The sequence below is a fragment of the Alloalcanivorax xenomutans genome (genome assembly GCF_900217905.1).
In the GTDB taxonomy this organism is placed as follows: Bacteria; Pseudomonadota; Gammaproteobacteria; order Pseudomonadales; family Alcanivoracaceae; genus Alloalcanivorax; species Alloalcanivorax xenomutans.
Map to the genome: position 1 here is coordinate 18,119 of NZ_OBMO01000001.1, position 24,230 is coordinate 42,348.

Below are 24,230 nucleotides of genomic sequence, written 5' to 3' on the forward strand. Positions count from 1 at the left end.
TGGGGTCAGGACTTGTCCTCCCCCGCGGCCTGGCGTTTGGCGTAGTCCTCCATGCGCTTCATCTGGTCCCTGGCACGTTCCAGGGAGGCGGAAGCGCCGTCACAGGCGGTTACCGTGCCCAGACAGTCCACGCATTGCACCAGGTCATTGGCGGCCATGCTCAAATGCACCTTGAAAGCCAGGGTTTGCAACGCGGCGGCCTCGCCGCGCAGGTTACGGGCCTGCTCCGGCAAGTCAGGGAAATCCGCCTTGCAGGCCTTTTGCGCCTCAGCGGTTTTGCTGTCAGGGTATTTTTCGTGCAACTCGCGGCCGGTCTGTTCCAGGGCGGCGATGCGCATCATCAGACTGTCGATGACTTTGCGCTCGGCGTCGTCGGGCAATTGCGCGAAAGCAGGCACACAGACGGCCACCGCCAGCAGGCCGATGATCCAGGCTTTACCATTCATCTTATTATCTCCTTTTGTTTTTAGGTGACGTTCGGGACCGTCACCTTTTATTAAGGTCCGGCGAAGCCGGTACCGGGGCTGCCCCCTGGAATTACGGGCTCAGCCCGGCGGCCAGTTGAACGGACGTCCCCCCATGACATGAACGTGCAGATGGAACACCGCCTGACTGGCACTGGCGCCATTATTCACGTTGACGCGGAAGTCCTCCAGCCCCTCCCGGGCGGCGACCTGGTTGCCGACCAGCAACAGGTGCCCAAGCAATGCCTGATCTTCCTCGGTGGCGTCGGAGAGCTTGGGGATGGGTTTCTTGGGAATCACCAGGAAATGCACCGGGGCCTGAGGGTTGATATCCCGGAACGCCAGGCATTGCTCATCCTCATAGATGATGTCCGCCGGGATCTCCCGGTCGATGATCTTGGAAAACAGGGTCTCGCTCATCTTTCAACGGTATCCAATGGCTTTACTGGGTTTTTGCGTCGCCGGCGCCGGGTATCCGCGCACGGGTGTTTTACCGGCGGGCAGAGCCAACCATAGAACAACAGGGCGGCACACGCCAGACAGCCGGTCACCGCTGGCCACCGCTTGCGTTTACCACCACCACCGGGCAGGATGCGCGCCACATCGCCGGGACGTGGTGCCGTTCACATCCCGTCCAATTCATCGCCACCGATCGCCTTCGGTGGGGTGAGCCGCACCGCCCGGGCCGCGTATACTATGGCCCTGGCATCGCCGGCGGCGATGATATCCGTGAACTCTGCTTTTGCTGATCGGAACGATATGGCCACTCTGTTCGTAGACAACCTGACCGTACTGGATTTCTCCTACCTGCACCCCAAGCGGGGCATGATCGGGGAATCCTGGATCGTGGACCTGGAACTGTCCGGTGATCTGGACGGCCAAGGCATGGTGTTTGATTTCGGCCAGGTCAAACGGCGGCTCAAACGCCTGATCGATGATCAGGTCGACCATCGTCTGCTGTTCCCCGGTGCCCATGAGGCACTGAGTCTGAATCAGCGCGAAGATCAGCAACTGAGTCTCACCTGGCAGTATGCTGCCGGGGAAATCCGGCTGGTGGCGCCCTCCGAAAGCCTGCTGGAAATCGCCGGCACCGAGGTGTCCAAGGCCTCCGTTACCCTGTTCCTGATGGAGCTGCTGGAGCCATCCCTGCCGGACAACGTCAATGAAGCGCGCATCCTGCTCCGTGAGGAGGACACCGGTACCGCGCCGTTCTACCATTACTCCCATGGCCTGAAGAAACACGACGGCAACTGTCAGCGCATCGCCCACGGCCACCGTTCCACCATTCAGATCTTCGAGAACGGCCGCCGCAGCCGTTACTGGGAGAAGCTGTGGGCGGACCGCTGGGAAGACATCTACATTGGCACCCGGGAAGATCTGGAAGGCACCTACTTCGTCGAGGAAGTGCCCCACCACCGGTTCCGCTACGACGCGCCCCAGGGCCACTTCGAACTGGTGATCCCGGAAGACCATTGCTATCTGATCGACACCGACACCACGGTGGAATACCTGGCCGACCACATCGCCCGGCAACTGGCCGAGGAAGCCCCCGGCAAGCACTTCCGCGTCCGCGCCTTCGAGGGCGTCGGCAAGGGGGCGATAGCTGAAGGGCAGTTAACAGTTAAGGGTGAATAGTTAATAGCGACGCGGAAGACGCCGGCAGACTCAGAAAGCAAAGAGGCCGCGCCCTCAACCAGGATGCGGCCTCTTTGTCTTTAAAGACACAGATCAGAGCGTCAGGCTTGCATACACACAAATCACCTTTGCACTATCGCAACCCTCTGTTTTTCGCTATTAACTATTCACCCTTAACTATTAACTGCCTTTTTCACGGGTCCTCCGCCAGTATCCGCTCGGCCTCCTCCTGGATCAGCTTGCGCAGCCAGCGGTGGGCGGCGTTGTGGTGCAGCAGGGGGGACCAGGCCATTTTCAGTTCGAACTCGGGAATGTCGAACGGTGGCGATTTGATCACCAGGCGGGGGTTTTGCGCCTGCATGCGTGCCACCCGGGACGGCAGAGTCGCCACCAGGTCGTTGTTCATGGCCAGCAGGGCGGGCATTTGATAGTGGCGGGTGAAGATACTGATCTTTCGGGTCCGTCCCATCTGTTGCAAAGCGTGGTCGATCCAGCCCAGCCCGCCCAGTTTTTCCGGGTTCATGCCAAAGCCCACGCCAAAACCGGTCTTGGACACCCAGATATGCTGGGCGGACAGGTAGCTGTCCAGATCGAAATGCTTGGCGATCGGGTTATCGCGGTTGAGCAGACAGGAGAAGGCGTCCTTCCACAGGGTGACCTGGTAGAAGGACCCCGGGATTTCGTTGAACCGGTTCACCGCCATGTCCACCCGTCCTTGTTCCATATCAGGATAACTGACATCCGACGGCGTCAGGAAGTCCAGAACCACATGGGGCGCCTCTTCACGCAGACGGCGCACGATGTGCGGCACCAGCGTGCCCTCGGCGTAATCGCTGGTCATGATACGAAAAACCCGGCGGCTTTCCTCGGGACGAAACACTTCCTCCGGATTGAACAGAGATTCCGCCTGTGCCATCAACTGACGAACCAGGGGCTGCAGCTCCAGAGCCCGGTCGGTGGCGGTCATGCCCTCGCTGGTGCGGATCAGCAGCGGATCATTGAACATCTGCCGCAGCCGTTTGAGGCTGTTGCTCATGGCCGGCTGGGTAATGCCCAGTTGTTCCGCCGCCCGGGTCACGTTTTTTTCCCGCAGCAACACATCCAGGTATTTCAATAAATTCAGGTCGGCGCCGGCGACATTCATGGCAGTGTGCTCTCTCTCCTGACAAAGCGATCATAACAGACGCCGCGACGCCACCCCGCATGCTCTTTCGCACTCGGCCTTGACCCGGGTCAAGGCCGATTAATAGCACCGTGCCATCATCGCGTGAAGTTGAAAAAGTGCGTAAGGTAACCGTTTTCTCGGGGCATATGACAGACACTATGAAGCAGGACGAGACCACGCGGGCCGAGAAGTTCGTGGTTCGTTTCCCTCCCGGCATGCGTGATCGCATCGCCCAGGCCGCCACTCACAGTCACCGAAGCATGAACGCGGAGATCGTGGCGCGGCTGCAACGCAGCATGGTTGAATGGCCCGGGGACCTGCCACGAGCTGAAGGCTGTGTTCCCCAGGGGCTGGAGGAAGGGCTGTTGCTGGACTGCTTTCGCCGCCTGCCCGCTGAAAAACGCCAGGCCCTGTTGGCTTTGCTGGTGTAGCGAGCCTTGCTGGTAAAACGGGCTCTGTTGATATTGATATAGTTGCGGGATATCTGGTGCGTCAGGCGCTATGCTGGGAACCTGAATGAATCTTTGGGGACGCTCTTCTCCCCGAACAGACTCTAAGGATCCAAGGTGACCCAAGACCCGCAACGGACGAGTACGCTTCCGTCCGGCAGCGATATACGGCTGCCCTGGCATTTGCGTCTTCCGGCGCCGCTGGAACGCGAATTCGTTGATTATTTCCGCGGCAACGTGGCCCGCATCACGCCCTGGGCCACCATTACCCTGGTCTCCATTCTGGCTCTGGCGGTGATTCTGGAGCTGAGCGTGGAACCGGATCTGGTCGCCCTTACCTGGCGCCCGCGCTTGTTCTGTATCATGCTGGCCGGCGCCACCGCGGTGGTCGCCCATCGCCCCGATTTGCGCCGCTGGCTGCATCCAATGATCATCCTGCTGGCGTTCGCGGTAGCCATCACCGGGATGTGGATGGGCCTGTCCATCGATCACCCGCAAGCGTTCTTGCTGTTCCTGCAAACCCCTCTGGCGATCCTGGTACTCGGCGTGCTGCTGCGCGTGCCGTTCCTGGCTTCCGCCCTGAGCACTTCGGCGATACTGGCGCTCCAGGCCCTTTGCACCCTGGCCCCCAATACTCTGCCACTGTCCCAGGCGTTGACGCTGCTGCTGTTCTCCCTGGCAACCGGCACCATGAGCTTGTTTGGCCAATATATTTATGAACGCCTGCTGCGCAGCCACTTTCTGTCCGAGCACGTGCTGTATCAGCACCGGGCGGAGCTGCATTCGGCCAACCGGGTGCTCGAGAGCCAGGCCACCGGGGACGGCCTGACCGGTTGCCTGAACCGGCGCGGCATGGAGTCCCGCCTCAATGACGCTTTGCATGGCCGTAGCCGGCACGCCATCGATAACGTCACCGTGCTGCTGTTCGATATCGATTTCTTCAAGCAATACAACGATACCTACGGCCACCTGGCCGGCGACGAATGCCTCAAGTCCGTGGCCGGCATTCCCCGTGGCATGGCCCAGGGCGAAGCCGATTTCGTCGCCCGTTACGGCGGCGAGGAATTCCTGGTGGCGCTGGCCAACACCAGCCTCAAGGACGCCCTGGTGTTCGCCGAACGGATGCGCACCCGGATCGAGCAACTGGGCCTGCCCCACGCCGGCTCCAGGGTCAGCCAGGTGGTCACCATCAGCGTCGGCGTGGCCAGCTCCTTGCCCGGAGAAAAGGACGTTCTCGCTCTGATCAAACGGGCCGACGAGGCGCTCTACCAGGCCAAGGGCGCCGGCCGCAATTGCGTGGCGTTCATGGATGAGCTGCAGCGGGTGCAGGCGCTGTAAGGGGCAGGGAATAGTTAATAGTGAATAGTTAACAGCGAAAAAAAGCACATTGCAGTACTGCAAAGGCTGTTTGCGTACCCGCAACTTCGGCTTATGTTAAAGGACAATCAGGCCCTGCCCAAGCGATGGCGCGGCCTCCTCGTTTCCCGATTCCCCGGCCTATTTCGCGCAACTGTTAACTATTCACTATTAACTATTCCCTGCTTTTCAGCGGTATTTGCTCACTTCCTCCACATCCCGCTGTTCCGGGTCCAGGGCTTCCAGGGCGTATTGGCGCCAGACGCCGGCGTCGAGGAACAGGCGGTAGAGGTCCGGGTCCAGGTGGTGGTCGTCGCGCATCTGGCGCATGATTTCCAACGCTTCCGATAACTTCAGTGGCGGTTTGTAGGGCCGCTCCCGGGAGGTCAGCGCCTCGAAGATATCGGCGATGGCCATGATCCGCGCCGGGATCGACATTTGTTCGCGGGTCAGGCCACGGGGGAACCCGGTGCCGTCCATGCGTTCGTGGTGACCGCCGGCGTATTCCGGCACCCGCCGCAGCTTGCGCGGAAACGGCAGCGACTCCAGCATCGCCAGGGTCACGTCCATATGCCCGTTAATGACCGCCCGCTCGTCCTCGGTCAGCGTGCCTTTGGGGATACACAGATTGCTTACCTCGTCTTCACTCAACAGCGGCTGTAACCGCCCCTGCGCATCGGTCCAGGTGCGCCCGGCCATCCCCCGGACCCGTTCCTGATCCTCCCGAGCCATGGTTTCCCCGCCCAGGTTGACTCGCTGCAACAGCGCCAGATCCGCTTCCAGCTCCGCCAGCGCCCGCTCTCTTTCCGCCGCCAGCGCCGAGGCCCGTTCCGGCTCCGTCCGTTCACGCTCGGCGAAGTCCGCCACCAATTCCGCCCGCAGCACCGCGAAACGGGCGGCGATCATGTCGATGCGGTCGTGCAGGGCATGCAACTTGGTGGATTTCTCCAGCACCGAGTCCGGTGTCGCCAGCTTGCCGCAGTCGTGCAGCCAGGCCGCCACTCTCAGCTCGTACCAGCCGTCCTCGTCCAGATCGAAGTCGGCGAAGGTGCCACGATCCTGGCAGGCAGCCCGGGCCAATAATTCGGTCAGCAGGGGCACCCGCTGGCAATGGGCGCTGGTGTGCGGGCTCTTGGCGTCGATGGCCTGGGCGATGACTTTGACGAAGGCGTCCAGCAGGTCCTTCATCTCCGCCACCACCAGCAGATTATTCAAAGCGATGCCCGCGTAGCCGGCCAAGGCCTCCGCCACCACCCGCTGGCGCCGGGAGAACGCCAGCCGGTGGCCCTGGTCGTCACGGGCATTGATCAGCTGCACCACACCGACCACCTCACCATCATGGTTGGGCAGCGGCACCAGCAGTTGCGCGGACACCTCCGTCACCAGATCCGGTACCCACAGCGCCCGGTCCTCTTCCGCCAGCCCCTGTCCCGACGCCAGCAACAGGGTTTCGCCTTCTTTCGCCACCCGCGCCACCGGGCACCCGGATCGCGCCAGAGGCACTTCGACCCCGTCCGTCACGCCGGTGCCACCTTCTCCCTGCCGAATCATGCAGACCAGGCGTTCATCACCGCCACCACCCCGGTACAGCCAGAGCGCACCGGCCTCCGCGCGGCACAGGGCGCGCGCCTCGGCGACGATGGTTTGCGCCAGTGTGGCCACGTCTCTTTGCTCATTGATACGCCGTGCCACCCGCAGCAGCGGCATCAACTGATCTCCGATCCTGTGCAGTTGGGGCATGCCGTTTCCTCGTCGTTATGGGTCAAGCAAACCACGTCATAAGGCCGCTGTCATGGCTTGGCGCTTGAAGCCACCGCGGCGATTGCCTACCATCCGTCGGTTCCGGGACGCAAACCCGTGCCCCCGCACCGGGCCTGCTTTCCACATCTGCCTGCTTCATTTGCTTTGGATTCCGTGTCACCCATGAGTGTGAGCTATCGACTGCCCGACGGGGCAACCCTGGAGTTTGATCAACCGGCCTCCGCCCTGGAGATCGCCGGGCGGATCAGCAAGAAACTCGCCAAACAGGCGCTGGCGGTGAAGGCCAACGGCCATCTCACCGACGTCTATCTGCCTCTCACCGACGGCACGGAAGTGGAAATCATCACCCGCGACCATGAGGACGCTCTGGAGCTGATCCGTCACGATGCCGCCCATGTCATGGCCGAAGCCGTGCAGGAGCTGTTTCCGGAAACCCAGGTCACCATCGGGCCGACCATCGAAAACGGCTTTTACTACGACTTCCACCGGGAGACCGCGTTCACCCCGGAAGACCTGGTCGCCATCGAAAAGCGCATGCAGGAGATCGTGCGGCGCAACGAAGAGATCCGCCGCGAGGTTTGGGACCGGGACGAGGCGATCCGCTTCTTCCTGGATCAGGGCGAGGAATTCAAGGCGGAGATCATCCGCGATCTGCCCGAGGGCGAGGAAGTCTCGCTGTATCGCCAGGGCGAGTTCATCGACCTGTGCCGGGGCCCGCATTTGCCCTCCACCAGCAAGCTCGGCGACGGCTTCAAGCTGATGAAAGTGGCCGGCGCCTACTGGCGCGGCAATGCCGACAACGCCCAGTTGCAGCGGATCTATGGCACCGCCTGGCGCGACAAGAAAGAGCTCAACGCCTACCTCAAACAGTTGGAAGAGGCGGAAAAGCGCGACCACCGCAAACTGGCCCGGGAAATGGACTTGTTCCATATCCAGCAGGAAGCCGTGGGCAGCATGTTCTGGCACCCGCGCGGCTGGCGCCTGCGCAAGAACCTGGAAAACTACATCCGCGCCAAGATGGAGAAGTACGACTACTCCGAGGTGTCCACGCCGCAGATGATGGACCGCGTGCTCTGGGAACAGTCCGGACACTGGGACAAATACAGCGACGACATGTTTACCGTCTGTACCCATGATCACCGGGAAATGGCGATCAAGCCGATGAACTGCCCCGGCCACGTGCAGATCTTCAACCAGGGCATCAAGAGCTATCGGGATCTGCCGATCCGCATGGGCGAATTCACCGCTCTGTTCCGTAACGAGGCCCATGGCGCCCTGCACGGTCTGATGCGGGCCCGCTCCTTCAGCCAGGATGACGCCCACATCTTCTGTACCGAAGGCCAGATCAACGAGGAAACCGCCGCCTTCATCACCATGTTGCGCGAGGTTTACCAGGATTTCGGTTTCGACAGCTTCCGCATCAAGTTCTCCGATCGGCCGGACAACCGCGCCGGTTCCGATGAAACCTGGGACCGCGCCGAGGGCGCGCTGCGCGAGGCGGTGGAGTCGCTGGGACTGGAATGTGAGCTGAACCCCGGCGAAGGCGCCTTCTACGGCCCGAAACTGGAGTTCGTGCTGCGCGACGCCATCGGTCGTGACTGGCAGTGCGGCACCCTGCAGGTGGATTTCGTGCTGCCCGAGCGTCTGGATGCCGAATATGTGGCCGAGGACGGCAGCCGCCAGCGTCCGGTGATGTTGCACCGGGCCGTGCTGGGATCGCTGGAGCGCTTCCTGGGCATTCTGATCGAATCCACCGCCGGCCATCTGCCCTTATGGATGGCGCCGGTACCGGTGGTGGTGGCCACCATCACCAACGCGGTGGATGACTACGCCGCCGGGGTGGTCGAGCAACTCAAGGCGCGCGGCATTCCCGCGGAGCTGGATACCCGCAACGAGAAGATCGGCTTCAAGGTGCGCGAGCATTCCCGTGCCAAGGTGCCGGTGATCTGGGTAGTCGGCGAGAAGGAAGCGGAGCAGAATCAGGTGGCGGTGCGGCGCCTGGGCTCCCAGGCCACGGATACCCTGGCCCTGGACGAAGCACTGGCGGCGCTGGCCGAGGCGACACGTCAGCCTATTTAAGTAAGTGCAACCACGCTTGCACGCACCATGCAACACGCTCGGCCTCCCGCGTGTCGGCGTGTTGCGTGTTAGCGTGAATGCCCAGCAGCGGAGCTGCTTATGTTCAAAGCCAACGAACAACAGCCGGAAGGTTTCAGCGTCGCCCTCTCCGAAGCGCTGGATAACCTGGCCTTCAACGACCAGGGCCTGGTGCCGGTGATCGCCCAACAGCACGACAGTGGCGAAGTGCTGATGTTCGCCTGGATGAACCGGGAGGCGATCGAGGAAACCGTACGTACCGGCCGGGTCTGCTACTACTCCCGTTCCCGCGGCAAGCTGTGGCGCAAGGGCGAAAGCTCCGGACAGGTACAGTATCTCAAGGAACTGCGGCTGGACTGCGACGGTGACGTTCTGCTGGCCAAAGTGGAACAGACCGGGCCGGCCTGTCATACCGGCCGCCGCGCCTGTTTTTACTGGAAAGTGGAGGGCGATCGGGTGGTGATCGACCGCGCCCCGATCATCGATCCCAACGAGCTATATAACTGAGCCATGCTGAAACTGCACAACACCCTGACCGGCCGCAAGGACGATTTCATCCCGCTGGACCCGGACCGTATCACCCTCTACGTGTGCGGGCCCACGGTGTACAACTACGTCCACATCGGCAATGCCCGTCCGGTGGTGGTGTTCGATGTGCTCTACCGGCTTCTGCGGCGGCTCTATCCCCAGGTGGTCTACGCTCGCAACATCACCGATATCGACGACAAGATCATCAAGGCGGCGGCGGATAACGGCGAGGAAATCAGCGCCCTCACCGCCCGTTTCACCACGGCCTTCGAAGAAGACATGGGGCGGCTCAACGCCCTTCCTCCCACCGTGGTGCCCAAGGCCACCGATCACATCGGTGACATGCTCACCATGATCGAAACGCTGATCGCCAAGGGGCATGCCTACCAGGCCGATGGCCATGTGCTGTTCGCGGTGGAATCCATGCCCGATTACGGCAAGCTTTCCGGGCGTAATCTGGAAGACATGCTCGCCGGCGCACGGGTGGAAGTGGCGGATTATAAACGCCACCCCGGCGACTTCGTGTTGTGGAAGCCGTCCAGTGACGACCAGCCCGGCTGGGAATCGCCCTGGGGACGCGGCCGGCCGGGCTGGCACATCGAATGCTCGGCGATGATTCACAAGCATCTGGGCGACGTCATCGACATCCATGGCGGCGGCCAGGACCTGATCTTCCCGCACCATGAAAACGAGATCGCCCAGGGCTGCTGCGCCCACGGCACAGACTACGTCCGTTACTGGATGCACAACGGCTACATCAACATCGATGGCGAGAAAATGTCCAAATCCCTGGGCAATTTCCGTCTGGTCCGCGAGTTGTTGAAGGAATACCCCGGCGAGGTGCTGCGTTTCGCGCTGCTCTCCAGCCACTACCGCTCACCGCTGAACTTCTCCGCCGAAGTGCTGGATCAGGCCGGCAAGAGCCTGGACGGCCTCTATTACGCCCTGCTGGGACGCGGCGAACAGGTCGAGCCCGATGCCGGCTACCGTCTGCCGGAGGACCACCCGGTGCTGCTGGCTCTGCGCGACGATCTCAATACCGCCGAGGCGATCAGCGCCCTGCACGCGGTGGCGGCGAAGCTGAACAAGGCGGAGCTGCCGGAAAAACCGGCGATCAAAGCCGAGTTGCTGGCCGGCGCCGAACTGTTGGGGCTACTTGAATCCGATCCGGTGGCCTGGTTCCAGAACCAGGGCAGCGCCGATGACGGTCTCGCCAACGACGAGATCGACGCCCTGGTGGCGGAGCGCACCGCGGCCAAGAAAGCCCGCGATTTCGCCCGTGCCGACCAGATCCGCGACCAGCTCAAGGACGCCGGCATCCAACTGGAGGATACCCGCGAGGGCACCCGCTGGAGCCGGGACTAGGTCCATCGCGATCCATGTAAGCAGGTCAGCAGATCCGCACGTCCATTCGCTGGCAAGCCAGCGAATACGATGGAAATTCAAGTCTCCCAACAGATAACCAAAATGCGCGACATGCCCGTACTTTTAGTTCGGGCTCCACAGGGCATTCTTGAGATAGGCTGGCTTCACCAGCTCAGGGTCCATCAGCTTTAGCTTGCGACTGGAGCCCCCTTTCAAGCTGTTTACCAGCCGGGACAGCACCACCTTTGGCGGGTATACGTGGCCGGAAAACGCAGTGTCTTCCTGTTCTGTGTGATTGTTGAGCATCCATAGACCAAGTATGCTCGAGCCCATGATACAGACCAAGACCCTCAAGGTTCGCGTGAAGGACAAGCATGCCGCCGAGCTCAACCGCATGGCGCATAGCGTGAACTTCGCCTGGAACTACGTGAACGAACTAAGTTCGCGGTCGATCCACGAGCGCGGGGTCTTCCTGTCCGCCTACGACATCCAGAAATACACCAACGGGGCCGCTAAGGAACTCGGCCTTCACAGTCATACCGTTCAAGAGGTCGGCCGGGAATACACCATCCGTCGCCAACAGTTTCGCAAGACCCGACTGGCGTGGCGCAAGTCCCGTGGTGTACGCCGCTCACTCGGCTGGGTGCCCTTCAAGTCGGGCGCGGCTAAGTGGAAGAACGGGCAGGTCACCTTCAATGGCCAGCACTTCAAGGTCTGGGATAGCTTTGGCCTGAGCCAGTACACGTTTCGCGCAGGCAACTTCAACGAGGATGCCCGAGGCCGCTGGTACTTCAACGTGGTGGTCGAGGTGGAGGTTCAGCCATCCAGTGGCCAAGGCGCCGTTGGCATCGATCTGGGGCTGAAGGACGTGGCCATCTGTTCCAACGGTGAGAAGTTGGAGAACGGTCGCTTCTACCGCAGTCTCGAGAACAAGCTGGCCGCAGCGCAGCGCGCCCGTAACAAGCGCCGCGTGAAGGCAATCCACGCCAAAATCAAGAACCGGCGCAAGGATGCGCTGCACAAGTTCTGTCGCCGGCTGGTGAACCAGCACGGCGGAATCTATGTGGGGGATGTCTCGTCCACCAAACTGGCGAAGACTCGCATGGCCAAGAGCGTCTACGACGCCGGCTGGTCACAACTGAAGACGATGTTGGAATACAAATGCGATCACGCAGGCATCGTCTTCCGAGAAGTCCGAGAATCCAACACCAGCCGTACCTGTTCGTCGTGTGGCTCGCTTAGCGGACCACAAGGCGTAAACGGGCTACGAGTGAGAGACTGGGAGTGCGTGGAGTGTGGTGTTCTCCACGACCGGGACGTGAACGCAGCCCGGAATATACTCAGTCTCGGGGCAGGACGTTGCCCTCCAGGAGTGGGAATCTCCGTCCTTTAGGGCGGAGAGGACGTCAAAGACAAATGTCATCTTCCTCGGGTATGCTGGCGGGGTTCTGATTGGGAGTCGCAACATGAAACGGGTTTTACTGGCCAGCCTGCGTTTCTACCAGGGCTATTTAAGCCCCTGGCTGGGCAATCAGTGCCGTTTCTATCCCACTTGCTCCGAGTACGCGCGCCAGGCGGTGGAGCACCATGGTGCCTTGCGCGGCAGCGCCCTGGCGGCGCGCCGCCTGTGTAAATGCCATCCCTGGCATCCCGGTGGCTTCGATCCGGTGCCGGGCCAGCCGCACCCGCTGCATGGCGACGCGCAGCATGATATCCCCCAGCAAAATGGCCCCAACACTCATGGCCCCAAAACCCACGGAAAGGACCATGCGTCCCCGTAGCTACAGGGCCTTCCCGGTTCGCCTCCTGCTACTTTCCCTGCTGTTGATCGCCGGGCAGTGGCAGATGGCGTGGCACAGCACCGAGCATTTGCCGACCGCCACGTCCCTGGCCGGCGGCACCCCCGACAATGACGGCACCGCCGTCGCCCCCCATTGCCAGCACTGCGCGCCGGTACAGATTGCCGTGCCGCCCGCCACGCTGGTTCAGCATAACCCTCCGGCGGAGCCATTCTGGCGCCCGCTGGCGCAAAACCGTGGCCATACCCAGGCCGGTCTGCGCGCCTACCTTTCCCGCGCCCCACCTCTGTCCGCCTGATCTCCGATTTCGCCGCCGCCTCAAGCGGTTCGGGTTTCGATAGCGCTTTTGTTATGATATAACATTCGCAGCTTGCCAAGGCATGCTCCACGTGCCTGTTCGATAGAGGAAAAGAGTCCATGAGACGCAAAGCTTTACCCCTGCCGCTGGCCCTGGGGTTGATGGCCGGTGCCACCCTGGCCGCCCTGCCAGCCTCGGCGCAACAGAACGACAACACCGACGACCAAGCGCCCCGGCAACCCTCCCATCAGTTGGATGCGGTCCAGGTGTCCGCACTGCCTTTTGACGAGGACGCCGCCAGCGGCGCCTCATCGTTCGGATTGCTGGAGGACAGTCTGCTGTTCCAACGCAGCAACGCCACCCTCGGCAACACGCTGGAAGGATTGCCAGGGGTTCATTCCGACACCTTCGGCGGTGGCTCCAGCCGCCCGGTGATCCGCGGCCAGGGGGCGCCACGGGTAAGCGTGCTCTCCGATGGCGCCCGTCTGTTCGACGCCTCCGATATCTCCCCGGACCACGCCACCACGGTGGAGCCCATGCTCGCCCGCAAGGTGGAGGTACTGCGCGGCCCGTCCACCCTGCTCTATGGCGGAGGCGCCATCGGCGGCGTGGTCAACGTCCTGGACGACAAGATCCCCACCCGCATGCCGGACCGTCCGGTGGAGGGCTTTGTAGCCGTCCGCGGCAATACGGTGGCTAACGAGAAGGCCGGTGCCGCCGGCATCACCGCCCGCGCCGGCGACCATTTCGCGGTGCACGTGGAAGGCTCACGGCGCCGCGCTGACGACTATGAAGTGAATGGCTTCACCGTGCCCGACATCGATGGCACCTACGCCGACAGTGACAATGTCAGTGTCGGCGCTTCCTGGATCGGCGAGCGTGGCTACCTGGGCATGGCGTATTCCTACCGCAGCGACATCTACGGTCTGCCCGGCCACAGCCATGAATTCGAGGGCTGCGAAGCCGATGGTGATCAATTGTCCTGTGATGGCGATGGTCACGACCATGACCACGACCACGGCGAAGGCGAGCACACGCCGCCTTATGTGGACCTGGACGCCCGCCGCATCGATCTGCGCGGTGAATACCGGCAGCCGCTGCCCGGTATCGAGAAGGTCAAGGTGCGCTCCAGCCACACCGACTATCGCCACCACGAAATCGAGGAAGGGGAAGTGGGCACCACTTTCCGTCACAAAGGCTATGAAACCCGGGTAGAGGCGGAACACGCGCCGATTGGCGGCTGGCATGGCGTGGTCGGTTTCCAGTACGCCGATCACCAGTTCAACACCCAGGGCACCGAGGCCCTGATGCCGAAGACCGACACCGAAACCCTCGGCGTATTCGCGGTGGAACACTACCGCTTCTCCGAACAGTGGCACCTGGAAGTGGGCGCCCGTCACGAGCATCAGCGCCTGGACCCGGTGGAGGATCCGCTGGACCGGCCTTCCTACAGCGACTCCGCCAATTCATTGTCGGCGGCGCTGACCTGGGCGTTTCTGCCGGACTACAACGTGTCGCTGTCCGCCACCCGCGCCCAGCGCATGCCTCATGCCCAGGAGATGTATGCCCGGGGGGTTCACCTGGCCACCAACACCTATGAGTGCGGCCTGGTCTCCAGCAGCTACACCTGCGGCGCGCCGGATGACGATTCCGCCATTCATAAGGAAACCTCGCGCAACATCGGCTTGAATCTGCGCAAGGTTCGCGGTGATCTGACCTTCGATGTGGGCCTGTTCCACAACCAGGTGGACAACTACATCTACGCCCGCACCCTGGATCAGATCGAGGAATTCCGCCTGATCAAGTACAGCCAGGACGATGTGGAGTTCACTGGCGCGGAAGCGGAGATGCGCTATCAGTGGACCCCACGCTGGTCCACCACGGTGTTCGGCGACATCGTCAAGGCCCAGTTCAGTCGCGGCGGCAATGAACTGCCACGAATCCCAGCGAAGCGCCTGGGCGGCCGCGTCAACACCTATTGGCGGGCGTTCGACGGTGAGCTGGAGTTCTATCGGATGTTCCCGCAGAACGACATCGCCGGCTACGAAAGCCGTACTCCCGGCTACGACATGCTCAACGCCACCCTCAGCTACACCCTGGAAGGCGCCCAGCGCTACAGCGTTTATCTGCGCGGCAGCAACCTGCTGGGCGAGGAAGTGTGGAACCACACCTCCTTCCTGGCCCGCACCGTGCCGGAGCCGGGCCGCAATCTGACCGTCGGCATGCGCATGGAATTCTGAGACCGGCCGGGCCCTCAAAGGGCCCGGAGCGCCCCATTACCGAAACGCTATAACGTCATAAAATCGCAACGAATTCAGGAACGACACATGAACAGCTCATTGCACTCCGCCCTGCCCCGCCTCGGCGCCTTGACCCTGGCCCTACTGCTGGCCGCCTGTAACAACGACACCGGCAGCACCACCCTGCCCGGTGGCGACGATGATCACGACCATGACCACGAGGAAAGCGCTGGCCGCCTGGTATTCACACAAGCCGCCGGCACCAACTCCCGCGTTTACGTGTACGATCTGGAACAACAGGCCACCATCGCCGACTTCGCTCTGACCTATCCGGCCACGGCACTGCATACCAGCCCCGGCGGCCGCTACGCCGTGATCATGCAACGTGACAATGATCAGGTGCAGATTCTGGATGGCGGTATCTGGCTGCACGAAGACCATGTCGACACCGGCACTCCCGGGCTCAGCGCCTTGACACTGCTTGGCGTTAAGCCCACCCATTACCGCGGCAACGACGGCCTCGGCACGGTGTTTTTCGACGGAGACGCCGCCACCGGTTCCCAGTTCCAGCTATTCAGTGACAGCAGCCTGGAAAATGACGACGTCATCGCCTCTCACACTCTTGAGCAAGCGCACCACGGCATCGCCGAACCGCGCGGCGAGTGGGTACTGAGCAGTAACGTCAGCGACGGAGCGAGCGCTGCCGACGGCATCGCGCTGTATCACCTGCACGGCGATCACTTCCATGCCGAGGGCACCCTGGCCACCGCCTGCCCGGGACTTCATGGCGGCGCCTCCAATACCACCCATTCCGTATTCGGTTGCGAGGATGGTGCACTGGTGGCGGAGCTGCACGGTGACCATTTTCACGATCACAAGGTCACCGCACCGGAACGTCTGGCGACAATCCTGGGCAGTCCCGATCTGACCGATTTCGCCGCCCTCTCCTACCCTGGCTATAACCTCTATCGGATAGCGCCGGATGCCACCGAAGCCGAGCAGGTGACGTGGCGCGAGAACACCGCCGCCGACGCCAAACCGCTCGCCTACGGCCTGGACCCGCACGGAGAGCATCTGGTGCTGCTCGACGATGCCGGCACCCTGCATGTGATGGATACCGCCGAGTGGCACCACCATGGGCAAATCACCGTATTGGATCAGCCCCCGGCCGACGGCGCCCCGGCACCGGCTTTGGCCTTCAGCGGCGACGGCCACGAGGTGTTCGTCTCCGACCCGCGGGCCCAGGCCATCCACCGTGTGGAACTGGAGTCCCTGACCGTGACCACTGAAGTGGCGGATCTCGGTTTCGCGCCGTTGGGGCTCGCCTGGACCGGTGCCGCCGGAGATCATGATGATCATGGCGAAGGGGAAGAGGAAGAAGGCGAGCACGACCACGAGCATTAAACGGTAAGCTGCGCGGGACATCCGACGTCCCGCGCTTTTGAATTTATGGGAAGCCCCAGCGCCCGTTCGCGAGCAAGCTCGCTTCCCGCGGAGGCCACGGAGCCGCCGTGGGAAGCCGCCTCGGCGGCGAATCGGCGTGTTGCGTGTCCAGCCTTTCTTGCGCAGCAAACTTCATTACAATGGCGGCACTCTATCGTGGTTGTGATGAAAGGATTGTTGTAATGAAGAAAACATGGCTTCTGGCCGTCTGCCTTGTCCTGCCGATGATCGCCAATGCCAGCGGCTTCGCCGGGTTGGACTACGTGAGCAGCAAAGTGGAACCGGATCGCGGCGGCAGCGCCAAACCCTCGGCGCTGCAGTTCAAGCTGGGCACCTGGATCAACCGCACCGAAACCCTGGGCGGCGAAGTACGCATTGGTCTGGGGCTGGATGACGACAGCCTGGGCAATGGCACCAAGGTGGAAATCGACCGCCAATACGGCGCCTATTTTCGCGGGCAGTTCCCTAACTCCATGCCGATCCGTCCCTACGGTCTGGTCGGTGTCACCCGGGTGGAAACCACCCATGACTATCGCGCCGGCGGCTCCAGTAGCAAGAACTACAGCGATCTATCTCTCGGCTTGGGCGTGGACTTTACCGTCAGCCCCAAGGTGTTTCTGAGTGTGGAGTATCTGCGCGCCGTGGACAGCAGTGGCGACGAGGTGAACAACCTGGCGTTCGGCGTCAACGGCCGATTCTGAGGGAATTCGCAGGAAAAACAACGGCGGCCGGTGAGGCTTGCTCCCACCGGCCGCGTTTCTTGTCAGAAAATCAGCGTCACGGAATCGGCAGGTAGCCGCCTTCCACTTCCTTGGTGACGATCGCCACCGCATTGTGGGCGTGCAGGCTTTCCAGGTGATTCACCCGCAACCAGAAATCGCGGTAGCAGGGTTGAGGATCCAGCGCATGCTTGAGACGGCGCGCCGCGTCTTCACAGAACATCAGATTCTGGCCATTCAGCAGCGCGAATTCCTGCTCGTCGATACGCTTCACCGCCGTCTGCACCGGCGTCTTCAGCGCGTCTTCGATGGAGTCGATCAACGCCGTGATCGGGAAGGATTCAGCAGCCTTATCGAGCAGCACCCGAACCTGCGCGATACTGCGCTGGCTATGCGGCGTGGCACGAATGCCTTCCTCGGTGCCGAGCCACTCGAACACTTCGTCCACATCCACCTTGCCGGACTGAAAGTCCTCGCGGAATTTTTCCTGAATCAACTGACGAGCCAGCGCCGCGGAACAGGGGCAGGTGGAAGAGTACGGCACTTCCACGTACATCTCGGTGCACAGCCCTTCTTCACCCAGTGACGCCTTGATGCTCACGGTATAGCTCTTCCAGCCGGCGTAACTGCTCTTGAGCGCCGGGCGGCGCATGGAGTACTCGAAATCGAACTGCACGAAACCACGGGTGCTGAGCCCCTCATGGGTTTCCAGGAAATTGCCGAGCAGCTGTTCGATGGAAGCCGGGCTCACCGAGTGATCCCCGAAGGTTTCTTCCAGCATCAAATACAGGCGCGACATGTGAATGCCCTTGGCATCCGGATTGGCCAGATTGACGTAGGCCTGAATGGAGGTACTCACCGGGCGCTCGCCGACCCGGGTATCACTGACCCGTGCGGGCAGGTGAATTTCACTCATGCCGACCCAGTCGAGGGTGCCGCCGATATGGTCGACCATGGAGTTGGATGCCACATCAGGCATCGCCTTGGTGTTGTCCGCACCGCTTTCGCGCTTCATGGAAATCTCCGATAAGGACGGAACGCGGGATGGCGCTAATCGGATGCCGGGACACAGAATGGCGCCCAACGAATCAGCACTGATGGCAATCCGACTGTCATCGTCCAATCATTCAGGGGCGCAGAGTGTAGCAGAAACCTTCAGCCAAATAGACCTATTGCTGTTGTGGAAATAGCCGTGAAAAGCCCTGATTACGGGCCCATGGCCGCACCAGCGCACGGTGGATTACGACACCGATTGGCACCTGAACGGTTATCTCATTGAAATATAAAGGGAAAAATACAGACATACTGTTGGCCCGAGCGCCGCCCTCACCCCGGCCAACAGCTTTCTCTCATGGCACTGACAGCATCGACCTATGGGTCAAGAAGCTCCTCGCCACCGACCACCGCCTGGAACCGGGGCAGGTCCCGCAACGGCTGGAACATCTCCTCCGCCCGGGCATGCTGGCGCAGCGCATCCGACTGATTCACCGCCTGCTCCAGATCACGCAGGGCGTTATCGGTTTCACCCAGCCCGGCCCAGGCACAGGCGCGCTGGTAGAGCGCATGGGAGTTTTCTTCGTCCACTTCAAGCACCCGGTCGCACAGACTCAGTGCCCAACGCTGCTCACCCAGCTCAAGCGCGGCGTCCGCCTTCCATGCCAGCGCTTCCGGATCGTCCGGACGCAGTTCCAGGATGCGGTCGTACAGCTCGATTTTCTCCTTGTAGCTGGGCTCCTTGGAGGCTTTCAACCACAGGCTGTGAATCTCGTTGGTACGCTCGATCTCTTCCTGGTTCTCGGCAATGGTGCGGGATTTCTTGCGCAGTTCCTTCTCCAGGTCCGCCAGCCGGGACTCGTACTCCACGGTCAGCCGGGACATCTCCTTCTCGGCGTAAACGCGGATGTTGTCCTTGAGATCCCGGATCGTGGACCAGCCCACCAGCGCCAGAATCGAGGCGGCGCCGGCGATCAAATAAAAGAAGTACGTCACCGTGTTGGTGGCGTAGCCCATGGCCTTGTCCGCCACCTCCAGTTCCCGGTCGGTGACCAGCTTGGTCATCTCGTTGCGATATTCCATCATGTCCTGACGAAGGGAACGCAACTCACCGAGAATCCAGTTCTCACGGAACTGGGAAATCACCGGCCCCTTTTCAATCTCGCTTTGCGCCTCGGGCCGGGGCCCCCCCTGTGAGTCTTCCGGAACCTGTGAGGTTTGGGCCTGGACCGCCAGCGGCAACATCAGACAACCGATCAACACACCCACTTTTCCGCCAACACGGCTGAGCCGCTGAAGCAGCGCTTTGCGGAACACGATTCACCTCTTCCTCTTGCTGATTACTGCCCCTGGGAACCTTCCAATGGGCGACGTTCACCCGAGCCGGTGAGGTGCCCCATGGCAAATACCAGCCAGGCGGCGACCATCGCCGGAAAAACCTCCGACATGGTCGCATTAAGCCCCGCCAGGCGCCAGCCAACCGCCACCACGGTGGCGGCGACGACCATACTTACCGCCACCGGCTCACCGGGACGGCCACCCAATGCATAAACCACCAGCAGACTGCCGAACGAAGCACCGAGAATCCCCCAGGCGAACAACACCAGATCAAACACATTCTCATTGGCGAACAGAGCGATCCCCAGGGATGCCACCACCACCAGCAGAGTGATGACACGGGCGGTCCCGTAACCGTGCCAACGGCTCGGCATCAGGTCCCGGGACAGACAGGCACTGCAACTGAGAATCAGAGAATCCACGGTGGAGATGGTGGCCGCGAACAGCCCCGCCAGCACCAGCCCGGTGGCCACATCCGGCAACAGTTCCTGGGCCATTACCGGCAATGCCAGTTCCGCGTCCAGCTTGCCGGCGTTCATCACCAGCGACGGGTCAACAACGCCTTGATCCATCAACAGCCGGGCCATCATCCCGACGCCCACCGCCAGCGTGTAAAAGGCGATGAACCAGGCGTAGTAATAACAACGGGCCCGGCGCACCGAACGGGGGTTCGCCACCGCCATGAAGCGCACCATGACATGGGGCTGACCGATCACCGCGGCACCGGCGAACGTCCAGCCCACCAGAAACAGCACCGGCCCTTGCCACCCCAGCGCCAGGCTCGCCTCGGAAAAGAAACGGAAGAAGTGATCGGAGACGCCATGCAACCCGGTCCACGCCGCCTCCCAGCCACCCACCATATGCACCGCGGTCCACAGCATCACCGTCATGGCCACGATCATCACCACCGATTGCGCCGCATCGGTCCAGATCGAAGCACGCAACCCGCCGGAAAAGCCATAGAACAACACCATCACCGCGCCAATGATCGCGCCGGTACGGGTATCCCAGTCGAACAGGGCATGCAGCGCCTTGCCACCGGCCTTGAACTGAGCCGCCGCATAAACCCCCAGCAGCACCACGGCGATAACCGCCGCCACCGTCTTCAATACTTTGAATTCCGTACCATTCCAGTTGGCCAGCAGTTCCGGAAAAGTAAGGCTGTCCCGCTTCTCCGCGGTCTCACGGATACGGCGGGCCACCAGGGTGGAGGCCATCCAGTCGCCCAGAATCCAACCCACCATCATGGTGAACGCCGGCAAACCCGTGGCGTAGGTGTAGCCGATCACACCGATGAACATGAAACCTGAATTATTGGTGGCGACAGCGGAAAGTCCGGTCAGGGACGGTGCCACGCCGGAGCCGGCGAGCAGGTAATCGGCCTGGCTTCGGGAACGCACCAGCACCGAAGCGAAACCGATCAGAAGAAACAACAACATGAAGCCAATGAAGCTCGCCAGAACCATCAGGCGCCTCCCCGAACAGCCAATTACTTTGACATCTAAATATTATATCTCTAAACTAGCCTACCACTTTGAGCCACGGAGGTCCCGGCCTTGCCGCCTGGTTAGCCGAAACCGATCGAAAAAATCCCTTTCAACTCGAAATTGCGTTTTTCTTTTTTCAGTCATATTGATTCGCTATCAAGGCAATAAACGGACATGGCCAGACACGACGAAGTGTTGATCGCGTTACGACAGATTATTCGCGCCACCGATTTGTACTCCCGGAAGTTGAGCAAGGTCGCCGGTCTTACCGCGCCTCAACTGCTGGTATTGCAGGCGATCGAACCCCATGGGGAATTGACCATGGGCGATATCGCCAATGAGGTATCAGTGAGCCAGGCCACGGTCACCACCATTCTTGACCGCCTGGAGAAACGGGGGCTGATCGAACGCAAACGTGGCGAACAGGACAAACGCCGCGTTTACGCCTCGCTCACCGGCGAGGGCGTCGCTATTCTAGAGCGAGCCCCCACCCCTCTTCAGGAGGAGTTCATGGCCCGTTTCGAGCAGCTTCAGGACTGGGAGCAGACGTTGATTCTCAGTTCACTGCAACGGGTCGCCGCGATGATGAACGCAGGCGACATCGACGCTTCACCGGTACTGGATCTGGGCGCCATCGATCGCGCTCAGCCGGTAACCGAGGAACGCCGGAGCCGCCATCGCACCCCTTCCCAAACCGACCAGAAGTGACACCATGCCTGCAGACGACACGACCGACAAAAAACACCAGGACGACGACCTGACCCTGCGCAAGCCGGAAAGCCAGGACGGCCCCCGGGTGCATCAGTTGATCGCGGAGTGCAAACCCCTGGATGAGAACTCCGTCTACTGCAACCTGCTGCAATGCACCCATTTCGCCGATACCTCGGTGGCGGCGGAGCTGGATGGCGACCTGGTCGGCTTCATCTCCGGCTACCTTCCGCCCAAGCAACAGGACACCCTGTTCGTATGGCAAGTAGCGGTGCATGAGAAAGCGCGGGGCCGGGGTCTGGCCAAGCGTATGCTGGCCGCCCTGCTGGAGCGCGACGAAGCCACGGATGTGCGCTACATCGAAACCACCATCACCCCGGACAATGAAGCTTCCTGGGGCATGTTCCGCAGCTTCGCCTACGAGCGCCGCATGCCCACCGAGGAATTCATCCTGTTCGATTCGCGCCTGCATTTCGCCGGCCAGCACCAGGATGAGCATTTGTTGCGCATCGGCCCGTTCAATCGGGACGACGCCTGAAAACGAATTCAGAGAGGACGACGGAACCATGGATACCGACATTTTTGAAAGCCACGAATCGGAAGTAATGAGCTATGCCCGCAGCTTCCCGGTGGTCTTCGACCAGGCCAAGGGCAGCTACCTGTACGACGAAACCGGTGCGGAGTACATCGACTTTCTGGCGGGGGCCGGCACCCTCAACTACGGCCACAACAACCCGATCCTGAAAGAAAAGCTGCTCGAATACGTCCAGCGCGACGGCATCGTCCATGGCCTGGACATGCACACCGCCGCCAAACGGGAATTCATGGACACCTTCTATGAGGTGATCCTCAAACCCCGCGACATGGACCATGTCATGCAGTTCACCGGTCCCACCGGCACCAACGCGGTGGAAGCGGCACTGAAAATCGCCCGCAACATCAAGGGCCGTCACAATATCATCGCGTTCACCAATGGCTTCCATGGCGTCACCCTGGGCGCCCTGGCCGCCACCGGGAACAGCCACCACCGTGGCGTGGCCGGCGTTACCCTGGGCGGCGTCAACCGCATGCCCTACGACGGCTATCTGGGCGACGCCTTCGATACCACCGAGTACCTGGACAAGGTGCTGGGCGATTCTTCCAGTGGCGTGGACTTCCCCGCCGCCGTGATCGTGGAAACCGTACAGGGCGAGGGCGGCATCAACGCAGCCAGCTTCGAATGGCTGCGCAATCTGGAAAAGGTGTGCCGCAAACACGACATGCTGCTGATCCTGGACGACATCCAGGCCGGCTGCGGCCGTACCGGCAGCTTCTTCAGCTTCGACGAAGTGGGTATCAACCCGGACATCATCACTTTGTCCAAGTCTCTCAGCGGCTATGGCCTGCCGTTCGCCATGGTGTTGCTGAAACCGGAACTGGACCAGTGGAAACCCGGCGAGCACAACGGCACGTTCCGGGGCCACAACCTGGCGTTTGTGACCGCCACCGCCGCTCTGAATCACTACTGGCGCGACGACAAGTTCGCCCAGGAAGTTCAGAAGAAGGCCGACATCATCACCGAGCGTTTCCGCGATATCGCCCGCAGTTACGATGATCATTGGTTCTACCTGAACGGGCGCGGCATGATGCAAGGCCTGGTCTGCCGCGACGGCGAGCTGGCCGAGGAAATCACCAAGGCCTGCTTCAAACGCAAACTGGTGATCGAGACCTCCGGCGCCGACGGCCAGGTGATCAAAACCCTGTGCCCGCTGATCATCAGCGAGGAAGATCTGAACCGCGCCATGGAGATTCTCAAGGACAGCGTGACCGAGGTCATGACCGATCGGGTCAAGCGCGGTGAAGCACACTCCGTAGGCTGATCCCACTCGCGCTCCCCCGCCCGGGGGAGCGCCTTTCTCCCCTGCCATACTCTGGAGCTACTTTAATGATCGTACGTACTCTGGCGGAAGCCGAGAAAACCGAACGCCGCGTGGTCGCGGAAAATGGTAACTGGCAGTCCGTGCGGCTGTCCCTGAAGGAAGATGGCATGGGCCACTCCTTCAACATCACCACCATCTTCAAGGGTACCAAGACCCACATCAAATACGCCAACCACTGGGAATCGGTGTATGTGATCTCCGGTAAGGGCAAAATCGAGATGGTCGAAAGCGGTGACGTCCACGAGCTGACCCCGGGCACCATCTACTTGCTCGACCAACACGACGAGCACTACCTGTACGGTGGCGAAAACGAAGACATGGTCGTGGCCTGCGCTTTCACTCCGCCGCTGAGCGGCAAGGAAGTCCACGACGAAAACGGTGTTTACCCCGCCGACCTGGACTGACTTTCCCGCCAGCCCCGATCCGGCGCGCGGTTCCGCGCGCCAATCATGGCATTGCCCCTCAC

The 24,230-nt window shown here is 61.5% G+C and carries 23 protein-coding genes and 1 pseudogene; 16 read left to right on the forward strand and 8 right to left on the reverse strand.

The window, feature by feature from the left end; genetic code table 11:
• Positions 1-5: 5 nt before the first annotated feature.
• Complete coding sequence (locus CRO06_RS00100) at positions 6-446, reverse strand: hypothetical protein (protein WP_026949813.1); 441 nt, start codon at positions 444-446, stop codon at positions 6-8.
• Positions 447-545: 99 nt separating this feature from the next.
• Positions 546-884 (reverse strand): histidine triad nucleotide-binding protein, encoded by a 339-nt coding sequence (locus tag CRO06_RS00105; protein WP_014993269.1) that lies wholly within the window; start codon positions 882-884, stop codon positions 546-548.
• A 339-nt stretch (positions 885-1,223) separates the two neighbouring features.
• On the opposite strand from CRO06_RS00105, the gene CRO06_RS00110 reads away from it, so the two are divergent.
• Positions 1,224-2,099 (forward strand): 6-carboxytetrahydropterin synthase, encoded by an 876-nt coding sequence (locus tag CRO06_RS00110; protein ID WP_026949814.1) that lies wholly within the window; start codon positions 1,224-1,226, stop codon positions 2,097-2,099.
• A 193-nt stretch (positions 2,100-2,292) separates the two neighbouring features.
• Here the strand turns inward: CRO06_RS00110 and CRO06_RS00115 are convergent, their stop codons facing one another.
• Positions 2,293-3,243 carry a LysR family transcriptional regulator gene (locus tag CRO06_RS00115; RefSeq protein ID WP_022993737.1) on the reverse strand — a complete coding sequence of 317 codons (951 nt, stop codon included), beginning with the start codon at positions 3,241-3,243 and terminating at the stop codon, positions 2,293-2,295.
• Positions 3,244-3,422: 179 nt separating this feature from the next.
• Between CRO06_RS00115 and CRO06_RS00120 the strand changes: the two genes are divergently transcribed.
• Both CRO06_RS00120 and CRO06_RS00125 read left to right on the forward strand, forming a co-directional pair.
• Entirely contained in the window at positions 3,423-3,695 is a 273-nt protein-coding gene (locus CRO06_RS00120; protein ID WP_080530504.1) for an Arc family DNA-binding protein, read from the forward strand.
• A gap of 135 nt (positions 3,696-3,830) precedes the next feature.
• Complete coding sequence (locus CRO06_RS00125) at positions 3,831-5,051, forward strand: GGDEF domain-containing protein (protein ID WP_097057427.1); 1,221 nt, start codon at positions 3,831-3,833, stop codon at positions 5,049-5,051.
• Between the two features lie 207 nt (positions 5,052-5,258).
• On the opposite strand, the gene CRO06_RS00130 is transcribed toward CRO06_RS00125, so the two are convergent.
• Entirely contained in the window at positions 5,259-6,809 is a 1,551-nt protein-coding gene (locus CRO06_RS00130) for an HD-GYP domain-containing protein (protein WP_097057428.1), read from the reverse strand.
• 183 nt (positions 6,810-6,992) lie between these two features.
• Here CRO06_RS00130 and thrS point away from each other — a divergent pair, with 183 nt between their 5' ends.
• The 3 genes from thrS (at position 6,993) to cysS (ending at position 10,820) form a co-directional block, all read left to right on the forward strand.
• On the forward strand, positions 6,993-8,909 hold the full coding sequence (thrS, locus tag CRO06_RS00135; protein ID WP_097057429.1) for a threonine--tRNA ligase: 1,917 nt from the start codon (positions 6,993-6,995) through the stop codon (positions 8,907-8,909).
• A 99-nt stretch (positions 8,910-9,008) separates the two neighbouring features.
• On the forward strand, positions 9,009-9,434 hold the full coding sequence (gene hisI / locus CRO06_RS00140; RefSeq protein WP_097057430.1) for a phosphoribosyl-AMP cyclohydrolase: 426 nt from the start codon (positions 9,009-9,011) through the stop codon (positions 9,432-9,434).
• Between the two features lie 3 nt (positions 9,435-9,437).
• Entirely contained in the window at positions 9,438-10,820 is a 1,383-nt protein-coding gene (cysS, locus tag CRO06_RS00145; RefSeq protein ID WP_097057431.1) for a cysteine--tRNA ligase, read from the forward strand.
• A gap of 126 nt (positions 10,821-10,946) precedes the next feature.
• Here cysS and CRO06_RS20355 read toward each other — a convergent pair.
• Positions 10,947-11,075 (reverse strand): annotated as a pseudogene (locus CRO06_RS20355) (transposase); the annotation flags it as partial.
• A 76-nt stretch (positions 11,076-11,151) separates the two neighbouring features.
• Between CRO06_RS20355 and CRO06_RS20170 the strand changes: the two are divergent.
• The 6 genes from CRO06_RS20170 to CRO06_RS00180 all read left to right on the forward strand — a co-directional run bounded on the left by CRO06_RS20170 (position 11,152) and on the right by CRO06_RS00180 (position 17,301).
• Positions 11,152-12,213, forward strand: coding sequence for an RNA-guided endonuclease InsQ/TnpB family protein (locus CRO06_RS20170; RefSeq protein ID WP_097057573.1), 1,062 nt, complete (start codon positions 11,152-11,154; stop codon positions 12,211-12,213).
• A gap of 73 nt (positions 12,214-12,286) precedes the next feature.
• Positions 12,287-12,601, forward strand: a complete 315-nt coding sequence (gene yidD, locus CRO06_RS00160; protein ID WP_097057432.1) for a membrane protein insertion efficiency factor YidD — start codon at positions 12,287-12,289, stop codon at positions 12,599-12,601.
• Complete coding sequence (locus tag CRO06_RS00165) at positions 12,588-12,917, forward strand: hypothetical protein (protein ID WP_026949816.1); 330 nt, start codon at positions 12,588-12,590, stop codon at positions 12,915-12,917. Before yidD ends, CRO06_RS00165 begins: the two co-directional genes overlap by 14 nt.
• Before the next feature lie 119 nt (positions 12,918-13,036).
• Positions 13,037-15,157, forward strand: coding sequence for a TonB-dependent receptor domain-containing protein (locus CRO06_RS00170; RefSeq protein ID WP_097057433.1), 2,121 nt, complete (start codon positions 13,037-13,039; stop codon positions 15,155-15,157).
• A gap of 87 nt (positions 15,158-15,244) precedes the next feature.
• Entirely contained in the window at positions 15,245-16,561 is a 1,317-nt protein-coding gene (locus CRO06_RS00175; RefSeq protein WP_097057434.1) for a hypothetical protein, read from the forward strand.
• A 221-nt stretch (positions 16,562-16,782) separates the two neighbouring features.
• On the forward strand, positions 16,783-17,301 hold the full coding sequence (locus CRO06_RS00180) for a porin family protein (protein ID WP_022993748.1): 519 nt from the start codon (positions 16,783-16,785) through the stop codon (positions 17,299-17,301).
• Positions 17,302-17,377: 76 nt separating this feature from the next.
• Here CRO06_RS00180 and folE2 read toward each other — a convergent pair whose 3' ends face one another.
• The 3 genes from folE2 to CRO06_RS00195 all read right to left on the reverse strand — a co-directional run bounded on the left by folE2 (position 17,378) and on the right by CRO06_RS00195 (position 21,116).
• Positions 17,378-18,334, reverse strand: a complete 957-nt coding sequence (folE2, locus tag CRO06_RS00185) for a GTP cyclohydrolase FolE2 (protein WP_026949820.1) — start codon at positions 18,332-18,334, stop codon at positions 17,378-17,380.
• A 356-nt stretch (positions 18,335-18,690) separates the two neighbouring features.
• Positions 18,691-19,629: a tetratricopeptide repeat protein gene (locus tag CRO06_RS00190; protein ID WP_097057435.1), complete on the reverse strand. Its 939-nt coding sequence runs from the start codon at positions 19,627-19,629 to the stop codon at positions 18,691-18,693.
• A 23-nt stretch (positions 19,630-19,652) separates the two neighbouring features.
• Positions 19,653-21,116, reverse strand: coding sequence for a sodium/proline symporter (locus CRO06_RS00195; protein WP_026949822.1), 1,464 nt, complete (start codon positions 21,114-21,116; stop codon positions 19,653-19,655).
• A gap of 195 nt (positions 21,117-21,311) precedes the next feature.
• Here CRO06_RS00195 and CRO06_RS00200 point away from each other — a divergent pair, with 195 nt between their 5' ends.
• From CRO06_RS00200 to CRO06_RS00215, 4 genes are all read left to right on the forward strand, one after another.
• On the forward strand, positions 21,312-21,845 hold the full coding sequence (locus CRO06_RS00200; RefSeq protein WP_022993752.1) for a MarR family winged helix-turn-helix transcriptional regulator: 534 nt from the start codon (positions 21,312-21,314) through the stop codon (positions 21,843-21,845).
• Between the two features lie 4 nt (positions 21,846-21,849).
• Positions 21,850-22,383 carry a diaminobutyrate acetyltransferase gene (gene ectA / locus CRO06_RS00205; protein ID WP_022993753.1) on the forward strand — a complete coding sequence of 178 codons (534 nt, stop codon included), beginning with the start codon at positions 21,850-21,852 and terminating at the stop codon, positions 22,381-22,383.
• Between the two features lie 28 nt (positions 22,384-22,411).
• Positions 22,412-23,704 (forward strand): diaminobutyrate--2-oxoglutarate transaminase, encoded by a 1,293-nt coding sequence (ectB, locus tag CRO06_RS00210; protein WP_026949823.1) that lies wholly within the window; start codon positions 22,412-22,414, stop codon positions 23,702-23,704.
• Positions 23,705-23,769: 65 nt separating this feature from the next.
• Positions 23,770-24,168 carry an ectoine synthase gene (locus CRO06_RS00215; RefSeq protein WP_014993249.1) on the forward strand — a complete coding sequence of 133 codons (399 nt, stop codon included), beginning with the start codon at positions 23,770-23,772 and terminating at the stop codon, positions 24,166-24,168.
• Positions 24,169-24,230: the final 62 nt, after the last annotated feature.

Coding starts and splice junctions, on each gene's coding strand:
- CRO06_RS00100 (WP_026949813.1), bottom strand. CDS start 446: ATGAATGGTAAAGCCTGGATCATCGGCCTGCTGGCGGTGGCCGTCTGT.
- CRO06_RS00105 (WP_014993269.1), bottom strand. CDS start 884: ATGAGCGAGACCCTGTTTTCCAAGATCATCGACCGGGAGATCCCGGCG.
- CRO06_RS00110 (WP_026949814.1), top strand. CDS start 1,224: ATGGCCACTCTGTTCGTAGACAACCTGACCGTACTGGATTTCTCCTAC.
- CRO06_RS00115 (WP_022993737.1), bottom strand. CDS start 3,243: ATGAATGTCGCCGGCGCCGACCTGAATTTATTGAAATACCTGGATGTG.
- CRO06_RS00120 (WP_080530504.1), top strand. CDS start 3,423: ATGAAGCAGGACGAGACCACGCGGGCCGAGAAGTTCGTGGTTCGTTTC.
- CRO06_RS00130 (WP_097057428.1), bottom strand. CDS start 6,809: ATGCCCCAACTGCACAGGATCGGAGATCAGTTGATGCCGCTGCTGCGG.
- thrS (WP_097057429.1), top strand. CDS start 6,993: ATGAGTGTGAGCTATCGACTGCCCGACGGGGCAACCCTGGAGTTTGAT.
- hisI (WP_097057430.1), top strand. CDS start 9,009: ATGTTCAAAGCCAACGAACAACAGCCGGAAGGTTTCAGCGTCGCCCTC.
- cysS (WP_097057431.1), top strand. CDS start 9,438: ATGCTGAAACTGCACAACACCCTGACCGGCCGCAAGGACGATTTCATC.
- CRO06_RS20170 (WP_097057573.1), top strand. CDS start 11,152: ATGATACAGACCAAGACCCTCAAGGTTCGCGTGAAGGACAAGCATGCC.
- yidD (WP_097057432.1), top strand. CDS start 12,287: ATGAAACGGGTTTTACTGGCCAGCCTGCGTTTCTACCAGGGCTATTTA.
- CRO06_RS00165 (WP_026949816.1), top strand. CDS start 12,588: ATGCGTCCCCGTAGCTACAGGGCCTTCCCGGTTCGCCTCCTGCTACTT.
- CRO06_RS00170 (WP_097057433.1), top strand. CDS start 13,037: ATGAGACGCAAAGCTTTACCCCTGCCGCTGGCCCTGGGGTTGATGGCC.
- CRO06_RS00175 (WP_097057434.1), top strand. CDS start 15,245: ATGAACAGCTCATTGCACTCCGCCCTGCCCCGCCTCGGCGCCTTGACC.
- CRO06_RS00180 (WP_022993748.1), top strand. CDS start 16,783: ATGAAGAAAACATGGCTTCTGGCCGTCTGCCTTGTCCTGCCGATGATC.
- folE2 (WP_026949820.1), bottom strand. CDS start 18,334: ATGAAGCGCGAAAGCGGTGCGGACAACACCAAGGCGATGCCTGATGTG.
- CRO06_RS00195 (WP_026949822.1), bottom strand. CDS start 21,116: ATGGTTCTGGCGAGCTTCATTGGCTTCATGTTGTTGTTTCTTCTGATC.
- CRO06_RS00200 (WP_022993752.1), top strand. CDS start 21,312: ATGGCCAGACACGACGAAGTGTTGATCGCGTTACGACAGATTATTCGC.
- ectA (WP_022993753.1), top strand. CDS start 21,850: ATGCCTGCAGACGACACGACCGACAAAAAACACCAGGACGACGACCTG.
- ectB (WP_026949823.1), top strand. CDS start 22,412: ATGGATACCGACATTTTTGAAAGCCACGAATCGGAAGTAATGAGCTAT.
- CRO06_RS00215 (WP_014993249.1), top strand. CDS start 23,770: ATGATCGTACGTACTCTGGCGGAAGCCGAGAAAACCGAACGCCGCGTG.